20 protein-coding genes are annotated in these 26810 nt (G+C 61.5%); 11 read left to right on the plus strand and 9 right to left on the minus strand.

The window, feature by feature from the left end; all coding sequences use genetic code 11:
- Window positions 1-408 precede the first annotated feature (408 nt).
- Window positions 409-879 carry a hypothetical protein gene (locus tag EHV23_RS10035; protein WP_125095953.1) on the minus strand — a complete coding sequence of 157 codons (471 nt, stop codon included), beginning with the start codon at window positions 877-879 and terminating at the stop codon, window positions 409-411.
- 155 nt (window positions 880-1034) lie between these two features.
- Here EHV23_RS10035 and EHV23_RS10040 point away from each other — a divergent pair, with 155 nt between their 5' ends.
- The 3 genes from EHV23_RS10040 (at window position 1035) to EHV23_RS10050 (ending at window position 5060) form a co-directional block, all read left to right on the plus strand.
- Window positions 1035-2321 (plus strand): ISL3 family transposase, encoded by a 1287-nt coding sequence (locus EHV23_RS10040; protein ID WP_238990492.1) that lies wholly within the window; start codon window positions 1035-1037, stop codon window positions 2319-2321.
- Between the two features lie 580 nt (window positions 2322-2901).
- Window positions 2902-3816, plus strand: a complete 915-nt coding sequence (locus EHV23_RS10045; RefSeq protein WP_238990418.1) for a TonB-dependent siderophore receptor — start codon at window positions 2902-2904, stop codon at window positions 3814-3816.
- 68 nt (window positions 3817-3884) lie between these two features.
- A complete protein-coding gene (locus EHV23_RS10050; protein ID WP_125095954.1) occupies window positions 3885-5060 on the plus strand; it encodes a M20 metallopeptidase family protein in 1176 nt (391 codons plus the stop codon).
- Window positions 5061-5207: 147 nt separating this feature from the next.
- Here the strand turns inward: EHV23_RS10050 and nrdD are convergent, their stop codons facing one another.
- Window positions 5208-6989 (minus strand): anaerobic ribonucleoside-triphosphate reductase, encoded by a 1782-nt coding sequence (gene nrdD, locus EHV23_RS10055; RefSeq protein ID WP_125095955.1) that lies wholly within the window; start codon window positions 6987-6989, stop codon window positions 5208-5210.
- Between the two features lie 124 nt (window positions 6990-7113).
- A complete protein-coding gene (gene nrdG, locus EHV23_RS10060; protein ID WP_125095956.1) occupies window positions 7114-7674 on the minus strand; it encodes an anaerobic ribonucleoside-triphosphate reductase activating protein in 561 nt (186 codons plus the stop codon).
- A gap of 237 nt (window positions 7675-7911) precedes the next feature.
- On the opposite strand from nrdG, the gene EHV23_RS10065 reads away from it, so the two are divergent.
- The gene (locus tag EHV23_RS10065; RefSeq protein WP_125095957.1) at window positions 7912-9066 is read left to right on the plus strand and encodes a hypothetical protein; all 1155 of its coding nucleotides are present in this window, start codon (window positions 7912-7914) and stop codon (window positions 9064-9066) included.
- A gap of 89 nt (window positions 9067-9155) precedes the next feature.
- Here EHV23_RS10065 and EHV23_RS10070 read toward each other — a convergent pair whose 3' ends face one another.
- The 6 genes from EHV23_RS10070 to rpmH form a co-directional block, all read right to left on the minus strand.
- Window positions 9156-10955: a tRNA modification GTPase gene (locus EHV23_RS10070; protein WP_125095958.1), complete on the minus strand. Its 1800-nt coding sequence runs from the start codon at window positions 10953-10955 to the stop codon at window positions 9156-9158.
- A gap of 31 nt (window positions 10956-10986) precedes the next feature.
- Window positions 10987-12105: an NADH-dependent flavin oxidoreductase gene (locus EHV23_RS10075; protein WP_125095959.1), complete on the minus strand. Its 1119-nt coding sequence runs from the start codon at window positions 12103-12105 to the stop codon at window positions 10987-10989.
- 89 nt (window positions 12106-12194) lie between these two features.
- Entirely contained in the window at window positions 12195-13895 is a 1701-nt protein-coding gene (gene yidC / locus EHV23_RS10080) for a membrane protein insertase YidC (RefSeq protein WP_125095960.1), read from the minus strand.
- 189 nt (window positions 13896-14084) lie between these two features.
- Window positions 14085-14546 (minus strand): membrane protein insertion efficiency factor YidD, encoded by a 462-nt coding sequence (gene yidD / locus EHV23_RS16510; RefSeq protein ID WP_125095961.1) that lies wholly within the window; start codon window positions 14544-14546, stop codon window positions 14085-14087.
- Window positions 14543-15274 (minus strand): ribonuclease P protein component, encoded by a 732-nt coding sequence (locus tag EHV23_RS10090; RefSeq protein WP_125095962.1) that lies wholly within the window; start codon window positions 15272-15274, stop codon window positions 14543-14545. Before EHV23_RS10090 ends, yidD begins: the two co-directional genes overlap by 4 nt.
- Before the next feature lie 172 nt (window positions 15275-15446).
- The gene (gene rpmH, locus EHV23_RS10095; protein WP_125095963.1) at window positions 15447-15581 is read right to left on the minus strand and encodes a 50S ribosomal protein L34; all 135 of its coding nucleotides are present in this window, start codon (window positions 15579-15581) and stop codon (window positions 15447-15449) included.
- An 844-nt stretch (window positions 15582-16425) separates the two neighbouring features.
- On the opposite strand from rpmH, the gene dnaA reads away from it, so the two are divergent.
- The 7 genes from dnaA (at window position 16426) to tehA (ending at window position 26709) form a co-directional block, all read left to right on the plus strand.
- Window positions 16426-18264 carry a chromosomal replication initiator protein DnaA gene (gene dnaA, locus EHV23_RS16395; protein ID WP_125095964.1) on the plus strand — a complete coding sequence of 613 codons (1839 nt, stop codon included), beginning with the start codon at window positions 16426-16428 and terminating at the stop codon, window positions 18262-18264.
- A gap of 567 nt (window positions 18265-18831) precedes the next feature.
- Window positions 18832-19995 (plus strand): DNA polymerase III subunit beta, encoded by a 1164-nt coding sequence (gene dnaN / locus EHV23_RS10105; protein ID WP_125095965.1) that lies wholly within the window; start codon window positions 18832-18834, stop codon window positions 19993-19995.
- Window positions 19996-20311: 316 nt separating this feature from the next.
- On the plus strand, window positions 20312-22840 hold the full coding sequence (gene gyrB, locus EHV23_RS10110) for a DNA topoisomerase (ATP-hydrolyzing) subunit B (RefSeq protein ID WP_125096810.1): 2529 nt from the start codon (window positions 20312-20314) through the stop codon (window positions 22838-22840).
- 18 nt (window positions 22841-22858) lie between these two features.
- Entirely contained in the window at window positions 22859-23401 is a 543-nt protein-coding gene (locus EHV23_RS10115) for a YaeQ family protein (RefSeq protein WP_125095966.1), read from the plus strand.
- Window positions 23402-23964: 563 nt separating this feature from the next.
- Window positions 23965-24411 carry an azurin gene (gene azu, locus EHV23_RS10120; protein WP_125095967.1) on the plus strand — a complete coding sequence of 149 codons (447 nt, stop codon included), beginning with the start codon at window positions 23965-23967 and terminating at the stop codon, window positions 24409-24411.
- Window positions 24411-25340 carry a formate dehydrogenase accessory sulfurtransferase FdhD gene (gene fdhD, locus EHV23_RS10125; RefSeq protein WP_125095968.1) on the plus strand — a complete coding sequence of 310 codons (930 nt, stop codon included), beginning with the start codon at window positions 24411-24413 and terminating at the stop codon, window positions 25338-25340. Before azu ends, fdhD begins: the two co-directional genes overlap by 1 nt.
- A gap of 226 nt (window positions 25341-25566) precedes the next feature.
- Window positions 25567-26709 (plus strand): dicarboxylate transporter/tellurite-resistance protein TehA, encoded by a 1143-nt coding sequence (gene tehA / locus EHV23_RS10130; protein WP_238990419.1) that lies wholly within the window; start codon window positions 25567-25569, stop codon window positions 26707-26709.
- Window positions 26710-26810 lie beyond the last annotated feature (101 nt).

The following is a 26810-nucleotide window of genomic DNA, read 5'->3' on the forward strand; positions in this document are numbered from 1 at the left end:
TACAGGACAGACGGGGGTACCCGGCCACGGACCTGCCACCCGCGCAGCCGGCATGCGGCCACAGGTGGCACTTCCTGCAGGGAAACACCCGAAGAAGGATCAACGGCCCGCTGTCTGCTCGTCTCGTGAAGAAGCGCTGTGGCAGCCGGGTGCGGGGCCCTGATCAGCCCTGGTCACGTCCCTATGCAGGAACGTGCAGACGGCTGCCTCCCGGACAGGGAGCCCCTCGGGCCCGATGCCTGATCGGGCCATTCCCGGCCACCCCGGGCCACGAACCCTGGTGAGGTCCGTGCCCGCAGGGGCGAAACCGGCTATTGTCGGACAGGAAGGGGGGTGTTGTGAAGGGGAGACGGGGAAGGCGCCCGACAAAGTTTGGGGCGACGGCCGGGATCATTCACCTCGACGACCTCAAAAGCCGAAATTCAGCCTGAAACTGCTCAGCGAATCGATCTGGCTTGCAAGCCCGACGACAAACACGAACAAAAACACAATGGCGTAGACCAGATACCAGAACCAATCATCACTCAGGGGAAGCACAGAACGTTTTTCCCGTCGCTGTCCGTCTTCCTGAACGGGTAATGCTGAATCATCATCCTCTCTGCAAGGCAAGGTATGGTCACGATCCGCAAAAATGGTTTTCTTCAAAACAATCAACAGCAAGACCGTTCCCAGAACGATATACCAGTACTGGATCACGAAAACGACCATCTTGAGCAACGAAACGAAGAAGCCACCAGCGATCATTACAAGCAGAACAAGCGCTGCTGTCAAAAAAAACGGTTCCTTGCTCCTTTTCTTTGTTTTGCAAGAAAGAGCAGATACTGACCGACAAGTATTCTCGCTGGATTTTTCATCAAAATTCATCAACAGATTACCCATTTGCCTTTACCGACAATATTTCAATAAAAAACAATCCTCCATCCAGGACCCATTTCACCAAAAAAAACAGGGTCTTCGCGGATCAGTGTGGGTGAGATGGGGAGCGAAATTGGCGTTTGACGCCTGAAATCAAGGACTTTACAGCACAGATGATGATGTCGTATCGTGCATCGATACTGGATCGAGGTGCTGTGCATGAAAACAGGTCGCAGTCTGAGGGAACTTTTGTCCGTTCCCGGCTTCGTGGCATCGGCGAGGTTGAAGGGAATCTTCGGGGACCCCAAGGCGAGAGTCGTGCAGCTGAGACGCCGAAAAAAACGGCCATTTGCTCAAATTGCGGGCAGCGCTGCCGGGGGCGTTACGACCAGCGGAGGTGCCGTGTGCGGGATCTTCGGGTGGCAGGCTGGATGGTGTACCTGGAGTTCGAACGTTGGCGGGTACGGTGTTCGGGGTGCGGCGGCGTGCATGTAGAACGGCTTGACTGGCTGGCGCAGAATCCACGCTATACCGAGCGCTTTGCGCTGCATGTCGGCAGGTTGTGCACGAGCATGAGCAACAAGGCCGTGGCAGAGCTGGAGCGGCTTCACGACAGCACGGTGAAGGATCTGTCGAAGCTGTACATGCAGGAACAGGTTCGTCGTGCCGGTCGGCTCAGGCCCAGAGCGATAGGCATCGATGAGATAGCGGTCAGAAAGGGGCATGACTATCGCGTGGTGGTCAGTGATCTGGACCAGGGCAGACCGATATGGATGGGCGGCAACGGACGCACGCAAGCCGATGTGGAGCAGTTCTTCGCCCAGCTGGGGAGCAAGGCAAGCGATGGCATCGAGCTTGTGGTGATCGACATGTGGCGCCCGTTTCGCAACGCGGTGCGCGACAAGGCTCCCAACGCAGCGATCGTGTTCGACAAGTTCCACATCATGCGGCATCTCTCGAAGGCGCTCGATCAGGTCAGGCGCGACGAGTACAGGCGTCTGCAAGGCAAGGACAGGTCGTGGATCAAGGGGCAGCGCTATACGCTGCTGTCGGCACGGGAGAACCTGACATTGGAGGGACGGCAGGCACTCAAGAAGCTGCTGGCAGCCAATCGGCGGCTGAACACGGCCTACCTGCTGAAGGAGTCGTTTGGGCAGCTGTGGAGCTACAGAACCGAGCGCGGTGCCAGGGCGTTCTTCGAGCGCTGGAAACAGAGTCTGCGATGGCAGCGTCTTGAACCGTACCGAAAGTTTGCCGAAATGATCGAGCGGCACTGGGATGGCATTGCCGCCTACTGCCGACCCGAGAACAAGGTCAGCCTGGGGATGGTGGAGGGGCTGAACAACAAGATCCGGGTCATTCAGCGCAGTGCTTACGGATACCGGGATGAGGACTATCTGAGGCTCAAGGTCATTGCCAGTTTCCTGCCCCCGCTACCCGAAAACGCCCGATTGCACCCACACTGATCCGCGAAGACCCAAAAAAACCACCAACCAGAAACATGAACAACAAGACAACAACAAAAACACAAACAAAACCGGAAAGATGTTTTTGTTCATTACGCCTCAAACCTGTGGAAACAGGATTTTTGAGGTCGTCACAATCACCTGGTTCCCGTCCAGGCTCAGACAGATTTTCATGTTGATCTCTATCCATCACAACCTCTTCCGGAAATTATTCAGACACTCACCACCCACCAGCCTGTACCCTAACAGCCCAGGCCACCAGCCCCACCCAGACCAGCGGACACCCCGCCATGGTGGGCGGCCCCCCGGGAAAAACAATGCCGGCCTGTCGATATATTTGACACAAAACACGATCCCACTCACAAACAGGACCTGTCTTGCTCCTGATGAAACGTTACCTGACATTTCTTTCCCTTTTATCTGTAAAATCACTTCTGTTCTTGAAACGGAATCAGTCTGATTCCGCGACGCATACCTCTCCCCCTTACCTCTGTTACCCATCCTCATCATGGCTCACATGCCTTCTGCCGTTCCGGCATCGACTGGCGCATCGGTGCGTCCGGCTTCTCCAGACGCGTCCATGCCACAGCGCCGCCGCAATCCGCTACTGGCCCTGCTGGTGGCCGGCCTGTTCGGTACACCCGTGTTTGCACTGGCCCAGGCCGACACCACCCCACCCGCAGGAAACACCGATACGACCTCTTCCGCCAGCCAGCCGGAAAGCCACAACGAAAACCCCCATGACGGCAGCGCCATGCTGGGCAGTGTCCGTGTCTCTGCAACCCGCGACATGACCACCGGCACGGCCAGCACCGGCCTGCCGCTGACGGCGCGCGAAACGCCCCAGTCCCTGAGCACCATGGACCGCCAGACCATCGAGGAGCGCTCGCTGACCAGTGTGGACGGCGTGCTGCGCCACACGATGGGCGTGATGGTGGGTCTGTACGATCCGCAGCGGCCGGTGTATTACGTGCGCGGCTTCCGGGTTCAGGACTTCCAGATGGACGGGCTGCCCGTCTACAGCGATGACACCAACCAGCAGTTCGACTCGGCCTTCCTCGAACGGGTCGATACGGTACGCGGTGCCAACGGCATCCGGACCGGGGTGGGGGTCCCGTCGGCCACGGTGAACATGATCCGCAAGCGTCCGGGCAAGACCCTGGGGGGCAGGGTGGCTGCCACGGTGGGCCGCTGGGACTTCTACCGGCTGGAAGCCGACCTGAACGCACCGCTCACGGCCGATGGCAGCGTGCGCAGCCGTTTCGTTGTGGCACCGCAGAAGGAGCACACCTTCTACAACCGCAACAAGAAGGAAAAGTTCTCCTTCATGGGCATCGTGGAAGCCGATCTGGGCTCGGCCACCACCGTGTCGCTGGGCTATCAGCGGCAGAACAATGACCCAACCGCGCCGATATGGGGCTACTGGGCCAATCTGAGCTATGCCAACTATGGCGAGCCGCGGATGATGAAGCTGACGTTCCGGGCGAAGTTCTGATCAGACGGTACCCACCCCGGCAAGCCATGGGAGAATAGGCGCAACGCAATCCGACCGCCTGTTTTCCCATGCAACGCTACCTCGAACGCGCCATTGCCTGGCGCCGCCACCTGCACCAGCATCCCGAAGAATCCTTCGAGGAGGTGCAGACCGCCCAGTACATCGTCGACGAGCTGAAGGGGCTGAAGCACGCACGCATCGAGCGGCTGACGCCCACCAGCGTGGTGCTGGTATTCGATACCGGCCGGCCAGGCGCACGCATTGGCCTGCGCGCCGATACCGACGCCCTGCCGGTGCAGGAAGACCGCCCCGACCTGCCTTTCGCCTCGAAGGTACCGGGCAAGATGCACGCCTGCGGGCACGATGGTCATACCGCCATCCTGATGGCCACCTGCCTGTACATCGACGAGCACATCGACGAATTCAGTGGCCAGATCCACGCCATTTTCCAGCACGCCGAGGAAATCCTGCCCGGCGGCGCCCGCGAGATGGTGGCCACCGGTTATTTCGATGATTTCGACTTCATCTACGGGCAGCATCTGGTGTCGCCGGTGCCGACCGGCGTCATCGACATCAAGGCCGGGCCGGCCACGGCCAACACGGATGCCTACAACATCACCATTCACGGCAAGGGTGGTCATGCGGCGATGCCAGACCTGAGCATCGATCCGGTAGTGATCGGCGCCCAGTTCGTAACGGCGCTGCAGAGTGTGGTGTCGCGGAAGTTTTCGCCGCACGACCGGGTGGTGATCTCCAACACGATGTTCCATGCAGGCACCGCACAGAACATCATCCCGCACACGGCAAAGCTCACCGGCAGCGTACGCACGATGACGCCTGAACATCGCGAGCGCGCCCGGGCCGCCATCGAAGCCCTGCTGAAGGGCCTGTGCGAGGCCCATGGTGCCACCTGGGATATCGAATACGAGGTGGGCTACGACGCCACATTCAACGATCCGGAAAAGACCGCCATCGTCCGCGAGATTGCGAAGGAACGCTTTGGGAATGCCGTGACGGAGCTGCCGCCCCTGATGGCCGGCGAGGATTTCAGCGCCTTTGCACGCCGGGTACCGTCAACCTATGTGTTCATCGGGGCGTCCAATGCCGAATTTAGCTACCCCCACCATCATCCGAAGTTCGGACTGGATGAGGCCAGCTTCGAATACGGGCTGGGGATGATGGTGGCGGTGGCGAAGAACGCTGCCCGGTTCTCCAGAAAGGCCAGTCAGAAAGCAGACGCCTGACGCCTGCAGCATCGTCACATCACCAGATCATCCGTGGATTTCAGGACAGACTGAGGAATGGGGGTTGACGGCCAGACGGAACGAATGGTCACAAGGCAAATGGCCTCCGTGCTCACCGAAGATCCCCTACGGCGATACCCCTTATATTCAGGCCGCCTTGCGGTGATAGTGCCGCAAGGCATGCTCCCGTCGCCGGCCACTGCTGAAGGCGGACACGCGCTTCAGGTAGCCGATGACGCGCGTGCCGTAATCGATATCGTCCGAGCCGCAATGGCTGCAGGCGTGCAGGGTACGCTTGTCGATGTGGCCGCATTCGTTGCATATGGTGATGCGGACATTGATGCAGAAATAGTTGCAGCCCGTGCGCGCCGCAATGTCCAGCAATGAGCGGTAGCCGGATTCGGGCAGCGCTTCGTCGAGGTTCAGGTGCAGGGCCGAGCCGCCATCGAGCCAGTCCACCAGCTCGCGGCCATGCAGCAGGAACTTGTCCAGCGCGTTGATTTCCTCGTCTTCCACGACGTAGAAATAGGAGTTGTAGCAGTCGCGACTGACCTTGTAGCCATCGGCCCGGTCCCAGCGGGCGTTCTTGACACCGAGGTTTTCGGCCGGCACGAATTCGGTGTTGAATTTCACGCCGTAATGGCGGCTGGCCGCCTGGTTGGCCTCGAAGATGACTTTCAGGCGATCCTGCACGAAGCGGACATAGTCGTCGTTGTAGCCCACGGTGATGCCGCAGGCTTCGGCCGCCTCGGCCATGCCATTGATGCCGATAGTGAGAAACTGCTTGTCCAGCGTGATGAACCCGGCATCGTAGACGGGCAGCATGTGGGCAGCCTGATATTCTTCCATCAGCCGGCGGTAGGCAAACTGGTATTTGTGAATCTTCGCCACCTCTGTTGCCAGATCACGCCCGTCCTGTTCCAGCCGGTTCATGTTGAGGGTGATGACATTGATGGAACCGGTGGCCACTCCCCCTGCCCCCAGCGTATAGGAAAAGGTACGGTCCTCGATGGCGTTGCGCAGGCGGCAGCAGGAGGCCAGTGAATCCGGGTTGTCCGACAGGTACACGAAGAAGGAATTGCCTTCGGCCAGCTCATGGGCCATCTGGCTGGCAAAGACATCATCCTTGCACTTGCCGCCGTCGGTCAGCATGGCGGCCGTCACCACCGGGAAGGTCAGCACCGCTCTGGTGCGCTCCTGGTTGAACCATTTCAGGAAGAAAAGCTGCAGTCTGGCCACGCTGTCCCAGTTGGGCTTGCTGAAGTCCGGAAACACGAAGTCCCCGAACATGGCCTCGAAGTAGTAGCGGTCGTACACCGAGATATTCCAGAACGCACTCTGGTAGCCACGCGCCGCCGCCGGCTGGTTGATGCTGTAGACCACCTGCTGCAGGTGGTTGGCCACCTCGTCGGCATGGGTGGTCAGATAGTCATCGCCATAGTCCTTGCGGGCAAAATGGTCGAAGTAGGTGAGAAATTCCACGGTGGCCACGGCACCGGCAAACTGGGCGCTGATGGCAAACACCAGATTGATGAACGAGCCGCAGAATGAGGCCAGATGCTCGGGCGCTTTGGATTCGCCCCCCAGCTTCGTCAGGCCGTGCGTGAGAAACGGATAGAGCGTGACCGACACACAGTAGGGCTTGAGGCTGGTCTCATCGTGGACGTAGATTTCATGCGCCTCGATTTGGCGGATGTATTCGTCGGCAGTGGCCTGGTCGAAGCATTCGGCAATCTTGCGGGAGACCAGCTGACGGTTGATCTGCACGAAGAAATCCTTCATCAGCTCCGTTTCCATCGTGGCAATGTTCTTCTGCGTCACGTTGGCATTGGCGTCCATGCGGGAACCGTCGGCCGCGTTGTGGGCGCCGATGTAGTCGTTGATGAATTGCAGTTTTCCGCGCAGCTGTTCGGGATGCAGCCGAATCATGGGGATCTCCTGATGAATGACGATGATGGAAAGAGGCCCGGCACAATGGGCCGAACCATGGTTCCAGCCGCATCGGAATGCACCGGAACCCTGCTTCGAAAGCATGGATGACTGAAGGCGCCTGTCAGGCCGCCTGCAGGACACCTGAGCGGAACGCGGAATCCCCTGGCTGGACAAGGGGAATGACCCGCTTCCGGGCAGGTGCAGGAGCCGCTTCCCGGATGAACAGGTGATTGAGCACGTCACCGGAAGGCACGTGAATGAAACGCTGGTTGGTGGTGGGGCTGTCCAGTCCGCCCTGCTCCGGCATCCAGCGGCCGGTCTTCAGGTAGGTGAGATGGGGAATGAAGCAACCGGACTGCGCTTCCAGTTCGTCACGTTCCAGGCCGGTATAAAGGCAGGTTTTCAGGCCGGCGCGGGTGACGGCCACCAGCAGGCGTTCCAGCGGCTCCGGCAGCCATTCACCCCCCATGAACAGCACACAGCTGATCAGGCCACGGTAACGGGACAGACGGCTCTGCAGATAGTCTTCAGTCAGTACGCTACCCAGGCCGGCCTTCCAGCTGTCCGCACTGTGGCAGCCCCTGCAACGCAGCAGGCAGCCGGAGAACAGAAAGGCCAGCGATACCTCGCCGGGTACCTCCTGCCAGACGATCTGTTCAGATGTGAACCGTAGCTGCTGCATGACCCTCACCACAAGGCACGTTATTTAGTGGTGATTAGAACACAGGAACACTAGATGTTGTGTTTGATTTGATCAATCAAATTACAAATTACCATAGTCTTCCGTGATTGATGGATAGCCATTACTCATTCGTCCTCATGCTGGCCCCATGGAACATGATGAGGCAGAATCAGCCCACATGGAAAAGTATCCGGTAACCACGCATGATCAGGCGTGGAACACATCCATACGAGCAACATGAGCGAATATCAGTTCTACGAGTTTGCAGCCATCGACCGACCATTGACCAGCAGGGAAATGGAAAAACTGCGTGCGGTATCCACACGTGGCATCATTACGCCATACAGCTTTACCAATCACTATCACTGGGGAGCCCTCAAGGCCGATCCGCAGGACTGGATGAAGCGCTACTTCGACGCTCATGTCTATCTGGCCGACTGGGGGCAATGCACGTTTTCTCTGAAGCTGCCGAAGTCTTCCTTCAGCAAGGAAGATATTGATCCATTCAAAAACAGAGCTTCGCTTTTTGCCACTTCGACCAACACACACTGGATCATAGACTGGCTGGCAAGCGACGAACCCTTTGACGACGACCGCTACGCAGAAGATGACGGTACCGGATGGCTGCAGCGCCTGATACCAATTCGTGATGAGCTGATGGCCGGTGATATGCGTTCTTTATATCTGGGCTGGCTGGCTGCAGGCCATTCAATGAAAAAATTCGTATTGGAACCAGAGCTGCCGCCAGGTATGAAAGAGATGTCCCCTGCCCAGAAGGCCCTGGCAAAATTTCTGGAAATCGATCCCGATCTCATCGAGGCTGCCGCTGTCAACAGCGCAAGGATTCCGACACAAACCAGAACCGATACGCATGATATGAATGTCTGGCTCGATGGCTGGACCGTACCGGACATGCACAACATCCTGCAGCTGCTTGTCACGGACCAGAGTCAAAAAGCCATTTCCCTGGCAAGAAATCGTTACTTGACATGGCTCAGACAACAGAGGCCCATGATTTCATCATATACCAGCCGGCGCACAGTCGGAGAACTGCGTGAACTGGCGAAGTCAGCGTCCGCGGCCAGGCTCGCCCGTGAAGAACAGGAACGCAGGCAACATGAAACCCGGCAGCGTCAAAAACGCCATGCAGAATTGCGCAGGATGATGAACAACGAAAACCGGTACTGGAAAAATGCCGACCAGGAAGCTTCACGAGGCTGCGCATCCGGCTATGACCAGGCACTGCGCATATTGAGCGAACTTTCCGAGGGAAATGCACTGGTTTCCAGTCCGGAGGTATTCAGGAAAAAACTGCGCCATTTTCTTGCTGTACATGGCAAACGCCCGGCACTGGTCCGACGACTGAAAGATGCCGGTTTACCGGTGGATTGAAAGCATGTTTCGCCCTGCCCCATGGGGGCCTCTTCAAAAGTCCCACGACTTTCTGAACACCATGTCCGGACGGGCAGTTCAGCATGTCGTCACTTCCCGATACAGAACCGGCTGAAGATCACCCCCAGCAGCTCATCGGCCGTAACGGCACCAGTGATCCGCCCCAGCGCCTGATGGGCCAGTCGCAGTTCCTCGGCAAAGAGATCGAGGGACTGGTCTCCCAGCGCCACGTGGTGGCGGGCGTTCTGCAGGTGCTGCAATGCTTCGGAAAGTGCCTGCAGGTGGCGCTCGCGGGCGATGAAGACGCCTTCCTGGCCAGGCTGAAAGCCGGCAATGTCGAGCAGTTTCTGGCGGAAGGCGTCGATGCCTTGGCCGGTTTTGGCGGAAAGACACAGGGTTTCGCGCTGCGCAGGCGCGGTTGCATCACCTTTCGCCGTGTCACCTGAAACCAGAACAGACTGAACGCCGGCTGCCAGAGAGGGTGAAGTTACCCGGGCGTCGATTTCATTGCCTGTTGAGGGGTTATCCAGGCGCATGACTCCCTGGTTTTGCTGACCATCCGTGTGTGCGGATTCCCCCTTCACGCCAGCACTTGCAGCCACACCAGCCGGCACCAGATCGATCTTGTTGATGACGGTCAGCCGCGCAGCACTGGCCGGAACACGGGCATCGATGACCTGCTCCAGATCAGCCACAGTGTCCGTCGTGCTTCCTGCAGACGCAGGTGCAGGTGCAGGCAACACAATCTCGCCTGATTCAGATACCTGTCCGGTTTCCGCCGTCACGCAAGGATAATCCGCATTGCCCCCCTGTACGTCCGCGCCTGTCTCACGTGCCGGAAACACCTCATCCGCCGCCCGCAGGTGCACCACCACATCCGCCTTTTCGATTTCCGTCCAGGTACGCTGGATGCCGATCCGCTCCACCGGATCATCCGTTTCCCGCAGGCCGGCAGTGTCGATGAGATTGATGGGCACGCCCTCGATGCTGATCTGTTCGATGACACGATCACGGGTGGTGCCGGCAATGGGCGTGACGATGGCCACGTCGGTACCAGCCAGTGCATTGAGCAGGCTGGATTTGCCCACGTTCGGCGCACCGGTCAGCACGACATTGAGGCCCTGACGCAGCCGGGCACCGCTCCGGGCCGTGCGGAAAAGCTGCTGCAGCGTCTGGTCGATGCTGTCCAGCCGCCCAGCCGCATCGGCCTTCTGCAGAAAATCGATTTCTTCTTCGGGGAAATCCAGCGTGGCTTCGACCAGCATGCGCAGCGTGAGCAGCTGTTCGGCCAGGTCATCGATCTGGCTGGAAAACACGCCCTGCAACGAGCGGGTGGCGGAACGGGCCGCCTGCTCGGTGCTGGCCTCGATGAGATCGGCCACAGCTTCGGCCTGCACGAGATCGAGCTTGTCGTTCAGAAAGGCCCGTTCGGTGAATTCTCCGGGCTCGGCCAGGCGAATGCCGTGTGCCTGCCCCACCTGCAGCACGCGCCGCAGCAGAATCTGCTGCACCACGGGGCCACCATGGCCCTGCAGTTCGAAGATGTGCTCGCCCGTGTAGGAATGCGGCGCAGGAAACCACAGGGCCAGGCCGTAGTCGATGGGCTGGCCGCCTTCGGCCAGGAAAGGTCCGTAGCTGGCGTGGCGGGGTTTCAGGGGGCGATGTGCCACCACACTCGTCACAGCCATGCCGGAAACGGTCTGCGATATACCGACTGTTTTGCCAGAACCAGGCGGCATATTGGGCGCCGCACCGGAAAGGGAAGCACCCAGCACCTCACGTGCAATGGCCTCGATGATGCCGCCTTCCGGCGCGGAAACACGGACGACACCGATGGCACCCTGGCCGGGCGCAGTGGCGATGGCGCAGATGGGACGTTTGTCTTGCACGGCGGAAACCCAAAAATGCGAATGAATGGAATCAGATGTTCACCGGTTGCCAGTCCCGGTCCTTCAGGGGCGGCAGATAGGCCAATCCGCGCAGCTGCTGCTGCCACAGGTTGGCCGGGTAGCGGTAGCGTTCGGGATGCGCCGGGTCGATGGCGGTGGCAATGCTGCCGGTATCGCCATGGCGAACCAGCAGGGCAAAGGACGGGTTGATCATCACGGCCTTGCCAACGGCAATGAATTCCGCCCAGCCCGTTTCATGGGCCTGCAGCACCTGATCGGCCGAGAGCAGGCAGCCCACGCCAATCAGCGGCAGCCTGCCCGCAATACGCCGGTGCAGCAGTTCGATGCGGGTAAGGCTGGTATCGGCCCCCCGGCGTGCCTTGCGGTGGAAATCCCAGAGCGATACGTGCAGGTACTGCAGTGGTTTCTGGACCAGCGCATCGACCAGGGCAAACGTATCGGCCATGGTGAGGCCCTGATCACCCGCTTCTTCCGGCGAGAAGCGGTAACCGATGATGAAATCATCGCGGCCCGCCCGGCGTTTCTGCTCGACCACGGCATCGACGACAGCCAGCGGGAAGCGCATGCGGTTTTGCAGGGAGCCACCCCAACGGTCGGTGCGCTGGTTGCTCTGGGCCGAGAAAAACTGCTGCAGCAGGTAACCGTTGGCACCATGAATTTCCACACCGTCGAAGCCTGCGTCGATGGCCAGGGCAGCGGCCTTGCCGAAAGCAGTCACCAGCGACTGGATCTCATTGTCGGCAAGTGCGCGCGTCGTACCCGTGCCTGACGGGGATACAGCGCCATCCACGATGGCCCGGTCACCGCCATGATGGATCTGCAGGATGGCCTTGGCCCCCTGCCCTTTGATGAGCGCGGCCGTTTCGGTGAGGCTGGGCAGGTGGGCATCACGGAAGGCATAGGGCTGGCCGGTGAATGCCTTGCCTTCGGGAGACACCAGCGTGGCGGCGGTGATGAACATCCCGAAACCGGTGGCCCGGCCAGCCAGGAAGGCCCGTTCCTCGTCACTCAATGAACCATCATCGTGGGAGCTGTAATGGGTCATGGGGGCCACGACGAGGCGATTGTCGATCGTGACGGCGTTGTTCAGTGTGAACGGCTCGAAGAGGGGAGAAAACCGGTTGTCCATGGATGCACCTCGGTTGGAACGAATGGCAAAACGGCCACCCGGTGAGGAGTGGCCGTTTTGCGGTCTGGGCGATTGAAGCAGTCAGGCTGTCACGCTGCCCTGCCGAAGACGGGCTTGCCTTCGATGTGGCGGGTGATGACCCACTGCTGGACGATGGAGAAGATGTTGCTGACCACCCAGTACAGCACCAGACCCGACGGGAAGAAGAAGAACATGACCGAGAAGATCAGCGGCATGAACATCATCATCTTGGCCTGGACGGGGTCGGCCGGTTTGGGGTTGAGGTGGGTCTGCAGGAACATCGTGCCGGCCATCAGCAGCGGCAGGATGTAGAAGGGGTCGGGGCTGGAGAGGTCATGAATCCAGCCGATCCACGGCGCGTTGCGGATTTCGACCGAGGCAAGCAGCACCCAGTACAGGGCGATGAAGACGGGGATCTGCACCAGGATGGGCAGGCAGCCGCCCAGCGGATTGATCTTCTCTTCCTTGTACAGCTCCATCATGGCCTGATTGAGCTTCATGCGGTCGTCGCCGTAGCGCTCGCGGATGGCGTTGAGGCGCGGCTGCACCTTGCGCATCTTGGCCATGGAACGATAGCTGGCGGCCTGCAGCGGGAAGAAGGCCAGCTTGACCAGGATGGTCAGTGCCACGATGGCCCAGCCCCAGTTGCCGAGGATGCCGTGCAGGAAGGTCAGCAGCCAGAAGAGCGGCTTGGCGATGGCAGTGACCCAGCCGTAGTCCACCACCAGGTCCAGACCCGGGGCGACCTTGGCCAGCACGTCCTGATCCTGCGGGCCGATGAAGAGCGTCTCGCCCACATCCACGGTCTGGCCGGCGTTGATCTGGCCCAGCGGCTCATAGGCGCCGGCAGCATAGCGGCCGTTGCCGACGCTGCGGGTGTAGTACTCGCGGGCCTGGCCCTGCTTCGGCACCCAGGCGGAGACGAAGTAGTGCTGAATGATGCCCACCCAGCCATCGGTGGCCTTGCCGGAGTGTTTGGCCTTGCCCTTCTGGATGTCGTCGAAGGAGACCTTCTGGAACTTGTCGGCGTCGGTATAGACCACCGGGCCGGCGTAAGTTTTGTAGTAGCCGGACTGACCCGGGGCTTCGTGGGTATCGCGGGTCAGCTGCAGGTACAGGGCGGGCGAGACGGACTGCTCACCCACATTGGTGACGCGGTTGTCGACCTTGATCTCGTACGAGCCGGGCGAGAGCTGATAGGTGCGCTCGATGCGCAGGCCACCGCCTTCGGCCGCCAGCACGACACCGGTGGTCTGGCCATTGGTTTCGATCCTGCGCACCACCGTCATGGGGGTGGTGTGGTTGGGGGCGTCCTTCACGCCCACCAGACCGGTCTGGCCCACGAAGTAGGTGCCCTGGCGGTCGGACTGGATGACGAGGTTGCCGCTGTTGGGATCCTGCGTGTTGTGGATGTGGTGGAGCAGCTCGCTGTAGCTGATCTGGCCACCGACGGAATCGATGCCCAGCTTGATGACATCGTTCTGCAGGGTGATGGTTTCACCGGCCTTTGCGGGCTGGCTGGCTTCGTTGCCCGGCACGGCGGCACTGGCGTCACTGCTGCCATTGGCCGGCGCGGAGGGAATACTGGCGTCGGCGCCGGCAGCCTGGTTGCCGTTGCCCTGCTGGGCCTGGGTCTGCTGCTGGGCTGTCTGGGCGGGTTTCTGGCCAAACAGGGTGGGCTGGCCATGCTGCTCCTGCCAGTTGTTCCACAACATGACAAGGCAGATGGAAAGGATGACCCAGAGAACGGTCTTGTGGGACTGCTGCATCGTAGGGGGGATATGGTCGGTGAGCGGAGATGCTGAAGAATACCCGAGCTTGACCCCGGATGTGGGCCCGAAGGCACTGTAATTCAGCCCGTGAAGAGAAAAAATGGGGTTTGGCGGGCCTGACGCAAGTCTGACGTCAGGAAGTGGCCATGAATGGGCCCAAAGATCACCGTAACCCAGAATTATGCATCATGTTTTACCGGTTTCCGCGTGCGAAACGGCGGAGTGGCCCGCATACTGGTCGTCGTTCAGGCTGTTCGATGTGCTGGGCGGATGGATCGTGAGGTCATTGGAAAGGCCAGGGAAGCCTTGCGAAAGTCCTGCAGCACGTCGGGTTGCCGGGTCAACGGGAGGCGCACCAGCCGTTTCCCCGGAGGAAGAAGCAGCACCGGACGATGCGAGACGCATGGCGGAGACTGAACCGGGAACGGGATCGATGCCATGGCCGCCCCAGGGATGGCAGCGGCAGATGCGTTTGAGGGCCAGCCACCCTCCCCTGGCGGGACCGTGCAGCTGCAGGGCTTCGATGGCGTATTCGGAGCAGCTGGGCCAGTAGCGGCAGCTGGGCGGGAACACCACGCTCCAGCTGCGCTGGTAGCCGCGAATGGCCAGGGTCAGCGCACGGATGAGCGGGCTGTGGGTCGGTGTCATGCCCGGCTCCGGCTGGAGAATGATCCGGCGGGTGACTGGCGGAAATCGTTCAGGCGCCTGGCGGCATCTGCCAGCAAACGGTCGGCTTCGGCACGCAACTGGCGCTTGATGTCGGCAAAAGACGGCTGGGAAGCGGCACGGGCCGGTATGCCGGCCTTGCCGGACGGCACTGCGTCGCGGGCTGGTGTCCCCGTCTGCATGCCATTCTGCGTTCCGGCCTGGGTCGTGGTCTGGATAGCGGCTTGCGGCATGGCCGGTGCCTGGGCATTTCGGGCAGCCTTCCAGACAGCCTTTCGGGCCTGCAGACGCATCTGGGCGCGGGCGTACTGGCTTTTGGCGGCCAGACTGCCCAGGGGATGGGCCTTGAGGCGAAAGCGCCAGACACGGTTGCCGGACTGCAGCAGTGCAGCATCGGGCGCCAGTCGCCATGCTTCACGCAGCACACGCTTGACCGTGTTGCGGCGCATGGCAGCCCGGACGAGACGCTTGGGAACGCTGAGCTGCAGGGAATCGGTGCGGGAAAGGGGCTTGACCGGCGGGACAGTACCTGTGAGTTCCAGAAACTGTCCCGACAGGCGCAGGGTACTGCCACCGGTTCGGCGAGGACGGGACGCTCTGGCCGTTGCGGCACCGGGATGGCCCTGGTTCTGCGAGGTCAGGTCCTGCAGGGATGAAGTTTCCGGCGAAGAAGGCACGTCCTTCGGGGACTGCCGGCAAGGGTTGTTCATGCGGAGACTGTCCTGCACGTCCTGCACGCGCGGCGGAGATTTCGCAGGGGCAAATGCCTCCATGACACACGCTGGAAGCAAAGTCCCAGGGGAAGACCGCAAAAGTCTTCCCCCAAACGAAAACGGCCCCTGCCGCAGTATGCGGGGGGCCGCTTCGGGAGGCTGTCGGTGTTCAGACGGCCAGACGGTGACGGCCTTTGGCACGACGGGCGCGCAGCACGGCACGGCCACCACGGGTTTTCTGGCGAACCAGAAAACCATGGGTTCTTTTACGACGGCAGACGGAGGGTTGATAGGTGCGCTTCATGGTGAGTACGTCAAAAAAGGCCGCGATTCACCTCAAAAGCTGGGCTGCCGCGGACGTGATTTTCCGGAAACCCTCTATTTGACGGGCAAAGACGGGCTTCTGTCAATAGCCACGCCCCATTGGCAAGCGTTTTCATCATTGCCAGGGTTCTGTTCCCCGGTTTTGGATGAAGCCTCGTGTACGCCCACGGATGCAGCCTATTGCCGCGGAACCGGAAGCCGACATCCACCCCTGCCCCTGTACCCCCGACGGATGCAGCCCTCCCCTGCATCTGCGAACTTATCCAGACAGCGTGGAACAGCCATTGTTGAACGATATCGACACCCTGCATCTGCACCATTCGGACAACATCTGCGTCATCCGGACCGCTACCCGCAACCTCAACCGGAACGGCCTGTGGATAGATGCAGCGAACCTGTGGATAAGTTAGAATTCTGTTCGCTCTGGCGGGTATCGGATGTGCTGCGCCATGCTGTCTGGTCACGCGTCTGCGGGCCGTCGCGACCCGTTCGCTGGGCTGACAGACTGCGGCATCAGGTGCTCAACTGCCTGCAAAATGCGCCCTTTACACCTCTGAATGGTCGTATTCTGCAACAACCCGCTTCTGAAGCCCGGTATCTGTCCAGACCGCGGCATGGCAGGAGCCTGCAGCAGTCCGGGTCGCATTGCCCACAGATCGTGACCTGGGCACCCTGCCCCGAACCTGTGGACAATCATGTGAGTAACCGCCCACTGTGACTGACGCGGGCATGCGCGGTCCGGTACCACCCGTGCCCACCTCGAGGCGCATACCCGCGCACACCCGCTTCAAACCTTGCTGTCTTTGCCCGGAGTCACCCCCACCATGCAGGAACAATGGGAAGCCTGTCGTACGGCCGTTGCCGCACGCATGCCCGATCTGGCCTTCAATACCTGGATCAAGCCGCTGGATTTTCTGGAGCTGGACGCCAATGAATGCGTGCTGCGTCTGGGGGCGGTCACGCAGTTCAAGGCCGACATCGTGCGCAACCAGTATGCGGAGCTGATCCAGCAGGTGGTGCGGGAGATGATCGACCCGGCCGTCCGGGTGGAGATCGGCGTGACGCCGAAAGCGGGCGGACCGGGCGCCGCCGGCAAGGCATCGGCGACGGCCGGCACGGGGGGGCACGCTGGCGTACCGGCTGCACGGGCGGGCGCCGGCGCAGGTACAGGCACCGTAGCAGGCGGTCAGGCGGCTGCGGCACACACGGCTCACTCTGCTTCTGGACATGCCCCGGATGGCAATGCCGGCCACGCTGCCGGTTCCGGACATGCAGCCATGAACCGGCCCCCTGCCCCGGGTGCTGGCGCTGGTTCCAGTACAGGCGCCGGTGCCGGTTCTGGCATTGGCGTCGGTGCTGGTATCCGTACTGGTGCGGGTTCGGGTGCGGGCGCTGGCGTCAGTTCTGGTTCTGGCGTTGATGTTGGCGTCGGTTCCGGCCCTGGCAAGACAGCTGGTCTACACGGTGAAGCGCCCCGCCCTGCAGCCAGCCTGGCCGATCTCAGCGAGGAAGACCTGATGGCCGGCGAGGCACCGGCCGATGAAGATGATCCAGACGACCTGGGGCTCGATGCCCCACCCCGGCGCAACACACCGGCACGCAGCTTTGGCGGCCTGAGTGGCCAGATGCCCAATGAGCGCTCGCGGCTCAATCCGGGGCTGACCTTCGAGGCCTTCGTCAACGGCAAGGCCAACGATCTGGCCCGGGCTGCCGCGCTGCAGGTGGCCGACCGGCCAGGCAGTGCGTACAACCCGCTGTTCATCCACGGTGGTGTGGGTCTGGGCAAGACCCACCTGATGCAGGCCGTGGGCAATGCCATCCAGGCGCGCGAGCCACGGGCGGCCATCCGCTACATCTCGGCCAACCAGTTCGTGCAGGATCTGGTGTCGGCCTTTCGCGGCAACTCGATCGAGAAGTTCACGCACTACTACCAGACGCTGGATGTGCTGCTGATCGACGACATCCAGTTCCTGTCGGACAAGCAGCGCTCGCAGGAAGAGTTCTTCCATGTGTTCGAGACGATGACGATCAACCAGCGGCAGATCGTGATCACCTGCGATACCTATCCGAAGGAGCTGAAGGGCATCGATGACCGGATGATCTCGCGGCTGAACTCGGGGTTGATCGTGGCCATCGAGCCGCCGGAGCTGGAGATGCGGGTGGCCATTCTGCAGCGCAAGGCCGAGCAGGCACGGGTGCGGCTGCCGGATGACGTGGCGTATTTCATCGCCAAAAACATCCGCCGCAACGTGCGTGAGCTGGAAGGCGCCCTGCAGCGCGCCATTCATTATGCATCATTCAGGTCATCGCCCCTAACGCTGGAACTGGTGAAGGAGTCGTTGAAAGATCTGATCTCCTTCAATCGTGGACAGATCTCCATCGATTTCATCCAGAAGACGGTGGCCGAATACTACAAGATCAAGCCGGCCGACATGTATTCGAAGCGGCGCCAGGCCAAGATCGCCCTGCCCCGCCAGATTGCCATGTACCTGGCCAAGGAGCTGACGCAGAAGAGCCTGCCGGAGATCGGCGATGCCTTCGGCGGCAAGGATCACACCACGGTTCTGTATGCAGTACGCAAAATTACAGAATCACGGGCGCACAACGAGGAGCTGAACAAGCAGATCCACGTGCTGGACCAGACGCTCAGGGAATATCTGTAACAGATCACCGGTTCAGGTGGTACTCCTCTGGCAGACCCATGCCAGAGGCAGCGCCCGGGCCGTTCCATGCAACGAACCGTATTCATGCGACGCGCCAGGGCGTTACCATCGCGCACATCCGGGCCTGTGGATAACCTGGACTTGTCCCCAGACAACGTTTTGCACAGTGGCAGGGCGCATGAACAGGGGCAGTGGTAGAGTTATCCACACGCTGCCGTATCGGGTACTCACCGGATATTCGTCAGTTTGCCTGTTTTTTGTGCAAAACTGCGTTTCCGGAGCAGGTTTCGGGCTGGGTTGGCAGGGGGTTGTGCACAACCGGTCAGCAAGCCTGAAGAGTCCACATCGTCAAAATGTGGATAACCCGGGGTTTCGGACGGAAGGCCAAAACCGTCCACATTCCGGTGACGGTGGCATTGCACAGTCCACACACCGTTTTTGTTCAGCAAGATCCAGTCAGCAAGCGGGTCTTCGAGGTTATCCACAGGGAGATGATCTCCCAAAAACAACAACAACCTTTAAAGATATAGAGATCTAGAAAACCGAAAAGCTCAGGAACAGAAAGTCATGCAGATCATTCATGCGTCGCGGGACGCCATCCTGAAACCGCTTCAGACCGTGGCTGGCATCATCGAGAAACGTCATACCCAGCCCATTCTGGCCAACGTCCTGATCCGCCAGCAAGGTGAGCAGGTGAGCTTCATCGGTACGGACATGGAGATCCAGGTCCAGACCCACGCCAGCATCGGCGCGGGGGCAGGGCAGGTGAACACCACGGTGTCGGCCAGGAAGCTGATCGACATCCTGCGGGCATTGCCGGATACGGATGTCACGCTGGAGCTGAAGGGCAACAAGCTGAACCTGAAAACGGCGAAGTCGCGCTTTGCCCTGCAGACGCTGGCAGCCGATGACTTTCCCGTCATGAAGGGAAGCAGTGCCGAAGCCAGCATGGCCGCAGATGGGGGACAGGGTTCGGCAGGAGAACGCAGCACGGATGATCTGCGTGCCGATGTGACACTGTCCCAGAAGAAGCTGCGCCACCTGCTGCAGATGGTGCATTTCGCCATGGCCCATCAGGACATCCGCTTCTATCTGAACGGGCTGATGCTGGCGATGGATCCGCAGGGCATGCGGGCCGTGGCCACGGAAGGACACCGGCTGGCGTTCTGCCAGGATACGGAGGTGCATGCGGCCGGCCAGGCAGAGGCGATCCTGCCGCGCAAGTCGGTGATCGAGCTGATGCGGCTGCTGTCCGACAGTGACGAGCCGGTGCGGATGGAGATCATCGGTACCCAGATACGGCTGCGCTTTGGCGAGATCGAGTTCATCAGCAAGCTGCTGGAGGGCAAGTTCCCCGACTACCAGCGGGTGATCCCGAAGGGGTACCAGAAGGTGATCGAGCTGGACCGCGAGGCCTTCGCCCAGGCGCTGCAGCGGGCGTCCATCCTGAGCAACGAAAAGTTCCGGGGGGTGCGGCTGGCGCTGGCGCCGGGCCGTCTGGGTATCCAGTCCAGCAATACCGAGCAGGAAGAGGCGCTGGAAGAGATTGATATCGACTATGACGGCACGTCTCTCGATATTGGTTTCAATGTCTCCTATCTGCAGGATGTGCTGGCGACACTGAAGAGCGAGAAGGTGTCGATGGCGTTTGGCGATGCCATGGCCAGCGCGCTGATGTCGCTGCCCGACGATGACAGCTTCCGCTATGTGCTGATGCCGATGCGGATCTGAGGGTCGTGCAACGTCCGGCAGGAGATGGCCGTTTCCAGTGCCGGGTGGCCGCGTGAGGACGCATGAGTTCCGCACGCACTGCGTGTTCCTGGCGATCTGTGGTGCTGGCCATCGTTTCACGGGCAGGCCGGGTGCTTCTGGGCGCCTGGCCTGTTATTCTTTTGGGTTGGCGCCCTGTGTCCTGCAGGTGCGCAGCCCGACTGGACGGGGCAGGGCCGATGGCATCTGCCTCGCCGGGCGTTGCCTGCTGTCCATGCCCGTGATTGGGCTGGGCCTGATTCTTCCTTGTCGCTGAAAACTGATGGATACCGATTCGATGAACCCCGAGCAGTCTTCCGGTGATCGTCCGGCCGGGGATGGCCCCGGCTACGATTCGTCCTCGATCCAGATCCTGGAGGGGCTGGAGGCGGTGCGCAAGCGCCCCGGGATGTACATCGGTGACACCTCCGACGGCACGGGCCTGCACCATCTGGTGTTCGAGACGGTGGACAACTCGGTGGACGAGGCGCTGGCCGGCTTCTGCGACGAGATTCTGGTGACCATCCATGCGGATGAGTCGATCTCGGTGCGCGACAACGGCCGTGGCATTCCTACCGACGTGAAGTGGGACGACAAGCACGACCCCAAGCGCAGCGCAGCCGAAATCGTCATGACCGAGCTGCACGCCGGTGGTAAGTTCGACCAGAACAGCTACAAGGTCTCGGGCGGCCTGCACGGCGTGGGTGTGTCGTGCGTGAACGCGCTGTCACGGTGGCTGAAGCTCACCATCAACCGCAACGGCAAGACGCATGCCATCGAGTTTGCGCGCGGGGTGACGCAGAACCGGCTCATCGAGGAGAAGGACGGGGTGGCGATCTCGCCCATCCGCGTGACCGGCGAGACCACCAAACGTGGCACCGAGGTGCACTTCCTGGCCGACGACACGATCTTCTCGAAGGTCGAGTACCACTACGAGACGCTCTCGAAGCGGCTGCGCGAGCTGTCGTTCCTCAACAATGGCGTGCGCATCAGGCTGCGCGACCTGCGCAACAACAAGGAAGAGGACTTTGCCTTTGCCGGCGGCGTGGCGGGCTTCGTCGAGTTCATCAACCAGGCGAAGAACGTGCTGCACCCCAACATCTTCCACATCAAGGGAGAGAAGGACGGGGTGACGGTGGAGGCTGCGCTGCAGTGGAACGACGGCTACAACGAGCAGGTGCTCTGCTTCACCAACAACATCCCGCAGCGTGACGGCGGCACCCACCTGACCGGCCTGCGCGCCGCCATGACGCGGGTCATCAACAAGTACATCGAAGAGAACGAGATCGCGAAGAAAGCCAAGGTCGGCACATCCGGCGACGACATGCGCGAGGGCCTGACCTGCGTGCTGTCGGTGAAGGTGCCCGAGCCGAAGTTCTCGTCGCAGACCAAGGACAAGCTGGTCTCCAGCGAGGTGCGTGCGCCGGTGGAAGAGGTGATTGCGCACGGGCTGGAAACCTATCTGCTGGAAAAGCCCAACGACGCGAAGATCATCTGCAGCAAGATCGTCGAGGCGGCCCGCGCCCGCGAGGCGGCCCGCAAGGCGCGCGACATGACGCGGCGCAAGGGTGTGCTGGACGGCATCGGCCTGCCCGGCAAGCTGGCCGACTGCCAGGAACGTGACCCCGCGAAGAGCGAGCTGTTCATCGTGGAGGGCGACTCCGCCGGTGGCTCGGCCAAGCAGGGGCGCGACCGCAAGTTTCAGGCCATCTTGCCGCTGCGCGGCAAGGTGCTCAACGTCGAGAAGGCGCGCTTCGACAAGCTGCTGGCCTCCGAGCAGGTGGCCACGCTGATCACGGTGCTGGGTACCGGCATCGGCTCGGGGCTGGGGTCGGACGACTTCAAGATCGAAAAGCTGCGCTATCACCGCGTGATCATCATGACCGATGCGGACGTGGACGGCAGTCACATCCGCACGCTGCTGCTGACGTTCTTCTATCGCCAGATGCCCGAGCTGATCGAGCGCGGCTACATCTACATTGCCCAGCCGCCGCTCTACAAGATCAGGCAGGGCCGCGAAGAGCGCTACCTGAAGGACGATTTCGAGCTGGACCAGTACATGCTGAACCTGTCGATGCAGCAGGCAGCGCTGGTGCCCTCGGCTGGGGCCGAGCCCATCAGCGGCGATGCCCTGTCCGGCATTGCACGCAAGTACGTGCTGGCCGAAGCGGTGGTGGACCGGCTGTCGCGCCAGATGGACGAGGAGACCCTGCACGCGCTGGTCGACGGTCTGGAGCTGAACCTCGATTCGTCCGACGATGCCCACGCATCGGCCGAACGGCTGCAGGCGCTGCTGTCCCGCGAGAAGCGTCAGGAGAGCCGGCTGCTGGCACCGCCCGTGACGGTGACGGCCCAGTCGGACGAGGCGGGTGAACACTGGCACCTGCGCATCACCCGTCACCTGCACGGCAACCAGAAGGTGTCGGTGATCACGTCGGACTTCCTGAAGTCGGCCGACTACCGGGTGCTGTCGGATGTGTCGCAGACGCTGCGCGGCCTGGTGGGTGAGGGGGCCGAGGTGCGCCGTGGCGAGGGCGAGAAGGCCCGGATCATGCCGGTGGGCAGCTTCCGCGAAGCCATGAAGTGGCTGCTGGCCGATGCCGAGCGGGGCGTTTCGCGCCAGCGCTACAAGGGGCTGGGCGAGATGAACGCCGAGCAGCTGTGGGAGACGACGATGGACGTGACGGCCCGCCGCCTGCTGAAGGTGCAGATCGAGGACGCCATTGCGGCCGACCAGATCTTCACCACGCTGATGGGTGACAACGTCGAGCCGCGCCGGGTGTTCATCGAAGAGAACGCGCTGGGCGCGCAGAACATCGATGTCTGACGGGCGGGGAGCCTGACCTTGGCACTGAAATCGACGGTTTTCAGGTTTGGCCTGAACGTCTCGGACATGGACCGGGGCTACTACGGCGAGCATGCGCTGACGGTGGCCCGCCACCCGTCCGAGAACGACGAGCGGATGATGGTGCGCGTGCTGGCCTTTGCGCTCTGTGCGGCAGATGACCTGCGCTTCGGCCGCGGGCTGAGCACCGAGGACGAGGCCGACCTGTACGCCGAGTCACCCGACGGCCGCATTCGCCTGTGGATCGACGTGGGGCTGCCCGACGAACGCTGGGTGAAGAAGGCGGCGGCCCGCTCGGACGAGGTGCTGGTGCTGGCCTATGGTCGCACGGCCGGCATGTGGTGGCAGAAGGCGCGCGCGACGCTGGAGAAGCTGGCCAATCTGCGGGTGATGGCGCTGGCACCCGACAGCAGCCAGGCACTGGCCGGGCTGGCGCGGCGGGGCGCCGCGCTGCAGTGCATCGTGCAGGACGGCCAGATCTGGCTGGGCGAGGGCGAGCAGATGGTGCAGCCGGTGTGCGAGGTGCTGAAGGCGCCTGGCTGAAAGTGTCCGGCCGGGAAGGCGCGCCCTGTTTGCGGTCATGACATATCAGGCAGTTACCGCCTGCCGCCTGCCTTGTGGCTCACTTTGCGATTCATAGCGATTCATAGCGATTCATAGCGATTCATAGCGATTCATAGCGATTCATAGCGATTCATAGCGATTCATAGCGATTCAAGGCCGATAGTCATTATCGATTGTCTTTGGTCTATCCATGATTGTTTAACATCATCCCATAGCCTGTCTGGCGATAAAAAACGCCGTTTTTGCTGGTGGTTTCTCCGTTGCCAGCTACATGACATTGCTGCGAATGTGGTTATTGTGCAGAGTGGAATGGGTATCAATACCCGGCTGTCGGCGTCTTGCCAACGGTGCGGTTTTTGGCCATACATTGAGGAATATCAGGGTGTACACTCGCGGTGTCCAGCTTCCGGTACCCATAACTTGACGAATCTCCAGCATTTGCTGGTCTATAAGTTGATATATGTCTAGTTTTGGCCTGCACCGCTTCGGTAGACTGGGTTGGTTGCTTTTCCGAAACACCATCGAAACAGAAGGAGAAATCCATGTTTGCAAAAGGTATTCTGGTTGCTGCTCTGATGCTCGGTTCCAGCGCTGTCATGGCCAAGACCTGCGACGTCGAACTCGAAGCCAACGACGCCATGTCCTTCAACACGAAGGAACTGAAGGTCGACGGTGACTGCACCGAAGCCAAGCTGACCCTGAAGCACGTCGGCAAGATGCCCAAGTCGGCCATGGGCCACAACGTCGTCATCACCAAGACCGACGACTTCAAGAAAGTGGCCAAGGCCGCTGGCAAGGTGAGCGCCGAAGACAACTACGTGCCGAAGGATGACGCCCGCGTGCTGGCCCACACCAAGCTGATCGGTGGCGGCGAGTCCGATACCATCACCATTCCGCTGGACAAATTCGAGAAAGGCGGCGACTACACCTTCTTCTGCTCCTTCCCCGGTCACTGGAGCGTGATGAAGGGCAAGTTCGTCTTTGGTTGATGACTGACCCGACACCTCTTACCGTTGCCGACATCCCCGCAGATATCTCTTCGGAACCCGATGCAGAACCCCCGGCAGAATCCGTTTCGCTGGGGGAGCACCCCGACAGGGGGGCTGATCCGGCCCGGGTTCATGTCTGGCGGGAAGGCAGGCAGGTCGAGGCGTCAGACTGGATCGCCCGCGAAACGCCCATCGCACTGATTTTCAATGGCATTTCACATGCCGTGATGATGGCGTCTCCGGGCGATCTTTCCGATTTCGCCCTGGGTTTTGGCATCACCGAGGGCCTGCTGGCATCTCCCGCCGAGCTGTATGGCGTCGATGTGGTGGAAGTCCAGCAGGGGGTTGAAGTGCACCTGGAGGTGTCTTCGGCCTGTGCCTGGCGGCTGCGCGAGCGTCGCCGCAATCTGGCAGGTCGCACCGGGTGCGGTCTGTGTGGAACCGACAGCCTGTCGCAGGTACGCCGTGTACCCGACACCATGGCTCATCCGGTTTGCCTGGTACCCAAGGCGCTGTTTCGCGCCGAAACGGGCCTGAAAAACGCCCAGGTACTTCAGAAGCTCACCGGCGCCACCCATGCGGCTGCGTGGTGCAATCTGGACGGTGAAGTGCAGCTCCTGCGCGAAGACGTGGGGCGCCACAATGCGCTGGACAAGCTGATCGGCGCGATGATCCGGGCAGACGTTCCGGTGGCCGAAGGCTTTGTGGCCATTACCAGCCGCGCCAGTTTCGAAATGGTGCAGAAAACGGCAATGATCCGCGCCGGAGCACTGATGGCCGTGTCAGCCCCTACCACCATGGCCGTGCAACTGGCCGAAGCGTGTGGTGTGGCGTTGGCCGGGCTGGTGCGCGATGGTCGCCGGATGGTGGCCTATACCTTCCCTGAACGTCTGGGGCTGCCTCCCGTCATGGCGGGCCGGACGGACTGAGTTTCCTGCTTCTCCGGGGGGCCTGCCTGACGTTCTTGCGTGTTTCCAGGCGCACCGGAGTTTCCTCCCCACCTGATCCTGTTCCGCCCGTGCCGAATGTTTAACCGGGCGTCTCTGGCGCTTGCGCCCACGCGGGAAGGGGACGTAGGCTGATGGACCGATCAAGCGAAATGTCAGGCTGGGCACTGGAGCCGGCTGGATTTCGCGTCCGAGTCAGGCTGGGTTCATGAGCACTTCCCAACATCTTTCCGAAGCGTCCCGTGCAGCGGCGGCGCCGAGCGCGCCTGTGACGGCGGAAGACGCGGCCGCTTCCTCTGTACCAGGCGCCCGTGCATCTGCATCCATGCAGCCGGCTACGGTGCCGGAGGGACATCCGGCTTCTGCTGCGCCATCCGGTAACGCGCCGGCCGCCACTTCAGCGGCTGCACCGGCCATGCGGCCTTTTCCCGTACCGACCAGCTACTTTTCGGTGGCGCTGGGCACCGTGGCGCTGGGGCTGGCCTGGCGCCATGGGGCGAAGGTGGGCCATGCGCCGGCCTGGGCCGGTGAGGCCATTCTGGCGCTGGCAGGCGCGGTGTGGGTGTTGCTGCTGCTGGTGTTCATGGCCAAGATGCTCCGGCGACGGGATGCGCTGCGTCTGGAACTGCAGGATCTGGTGGCATGCTGCTTCATCTCGCTGATTCCGGTGACCAGTCTGGAGATCGGCATTGCGGTCAACCCCTATGCGCCGGGCTTTGCCTGGGCGCTGGTGCTGGCCAGTCTGGCCGGGCAGCTGGCGTTCTCGATGTACCGGGCGGCCGGGCTGTGGCGCGGCCTGCATACGATGGCGGCCACCACGCCCGTCATCTATCTGCCGACGGTGGCATCGAGCTTCGCGTCGGCTGGTGCGCTGGGGGCCCTGGGGCATTCCGACTGGGGGCTGCTGTTCTTCGGGGCCGGCATGTTCTCGTGGTTCAGTCTGGAGTCGGCCATTCTGGCCCGGCTGCGTACGGGGCCGGCACTGGCACCGGCGGTGCGCGGCATCATCGGCATTCAGCTGGCGCCGGCTTTCGTGGGCGGCAATGCCTGGCTGGCGGTCAATGGCGGGCAGGTGGATGTGTTCCTGCTGCTGCTGGTGGGCTATGGGGTGCTGCAGCTGGCCTTTCTGATGCGGCTGCTGCCCTGGGTGCTGGAGGCCGGCTACGCGATGAGCCTGTGGGGCTTTTCGTTCGGGCTGGCCGCCATGGCGTCCGTGGGCATGCATCTGGTGGCGGCCGGACAGCTGGTGGCACTGGGCTGGATGCTGTGGTGGCTGGGCAGCGGGCTGGTGGCCGCCCTGTGGGTGGGCCTGCTGTGGCTGGCCGTGCGGGGCAGGCTGCTGGTCCGGTAGAGACAGCGCGTGTCTGGACCGGACCGCGTGAAATTCTTCCTGTAAAAGCATGTGGCCCCACCGTGTAGAACACCTGGCTTGGGCTATCATTTGCCGTTTTG

This window comes from Lautropia dentalis (assembly GCF_003892345.1).
GTDB classification, from domain to species: domain Bacteria; phylum Pseudomonadota; class Gammaproteobacteria; order Burkholderiales; family Burkholderiaceae_E; genus Lautropia; species Lautropia dentalis.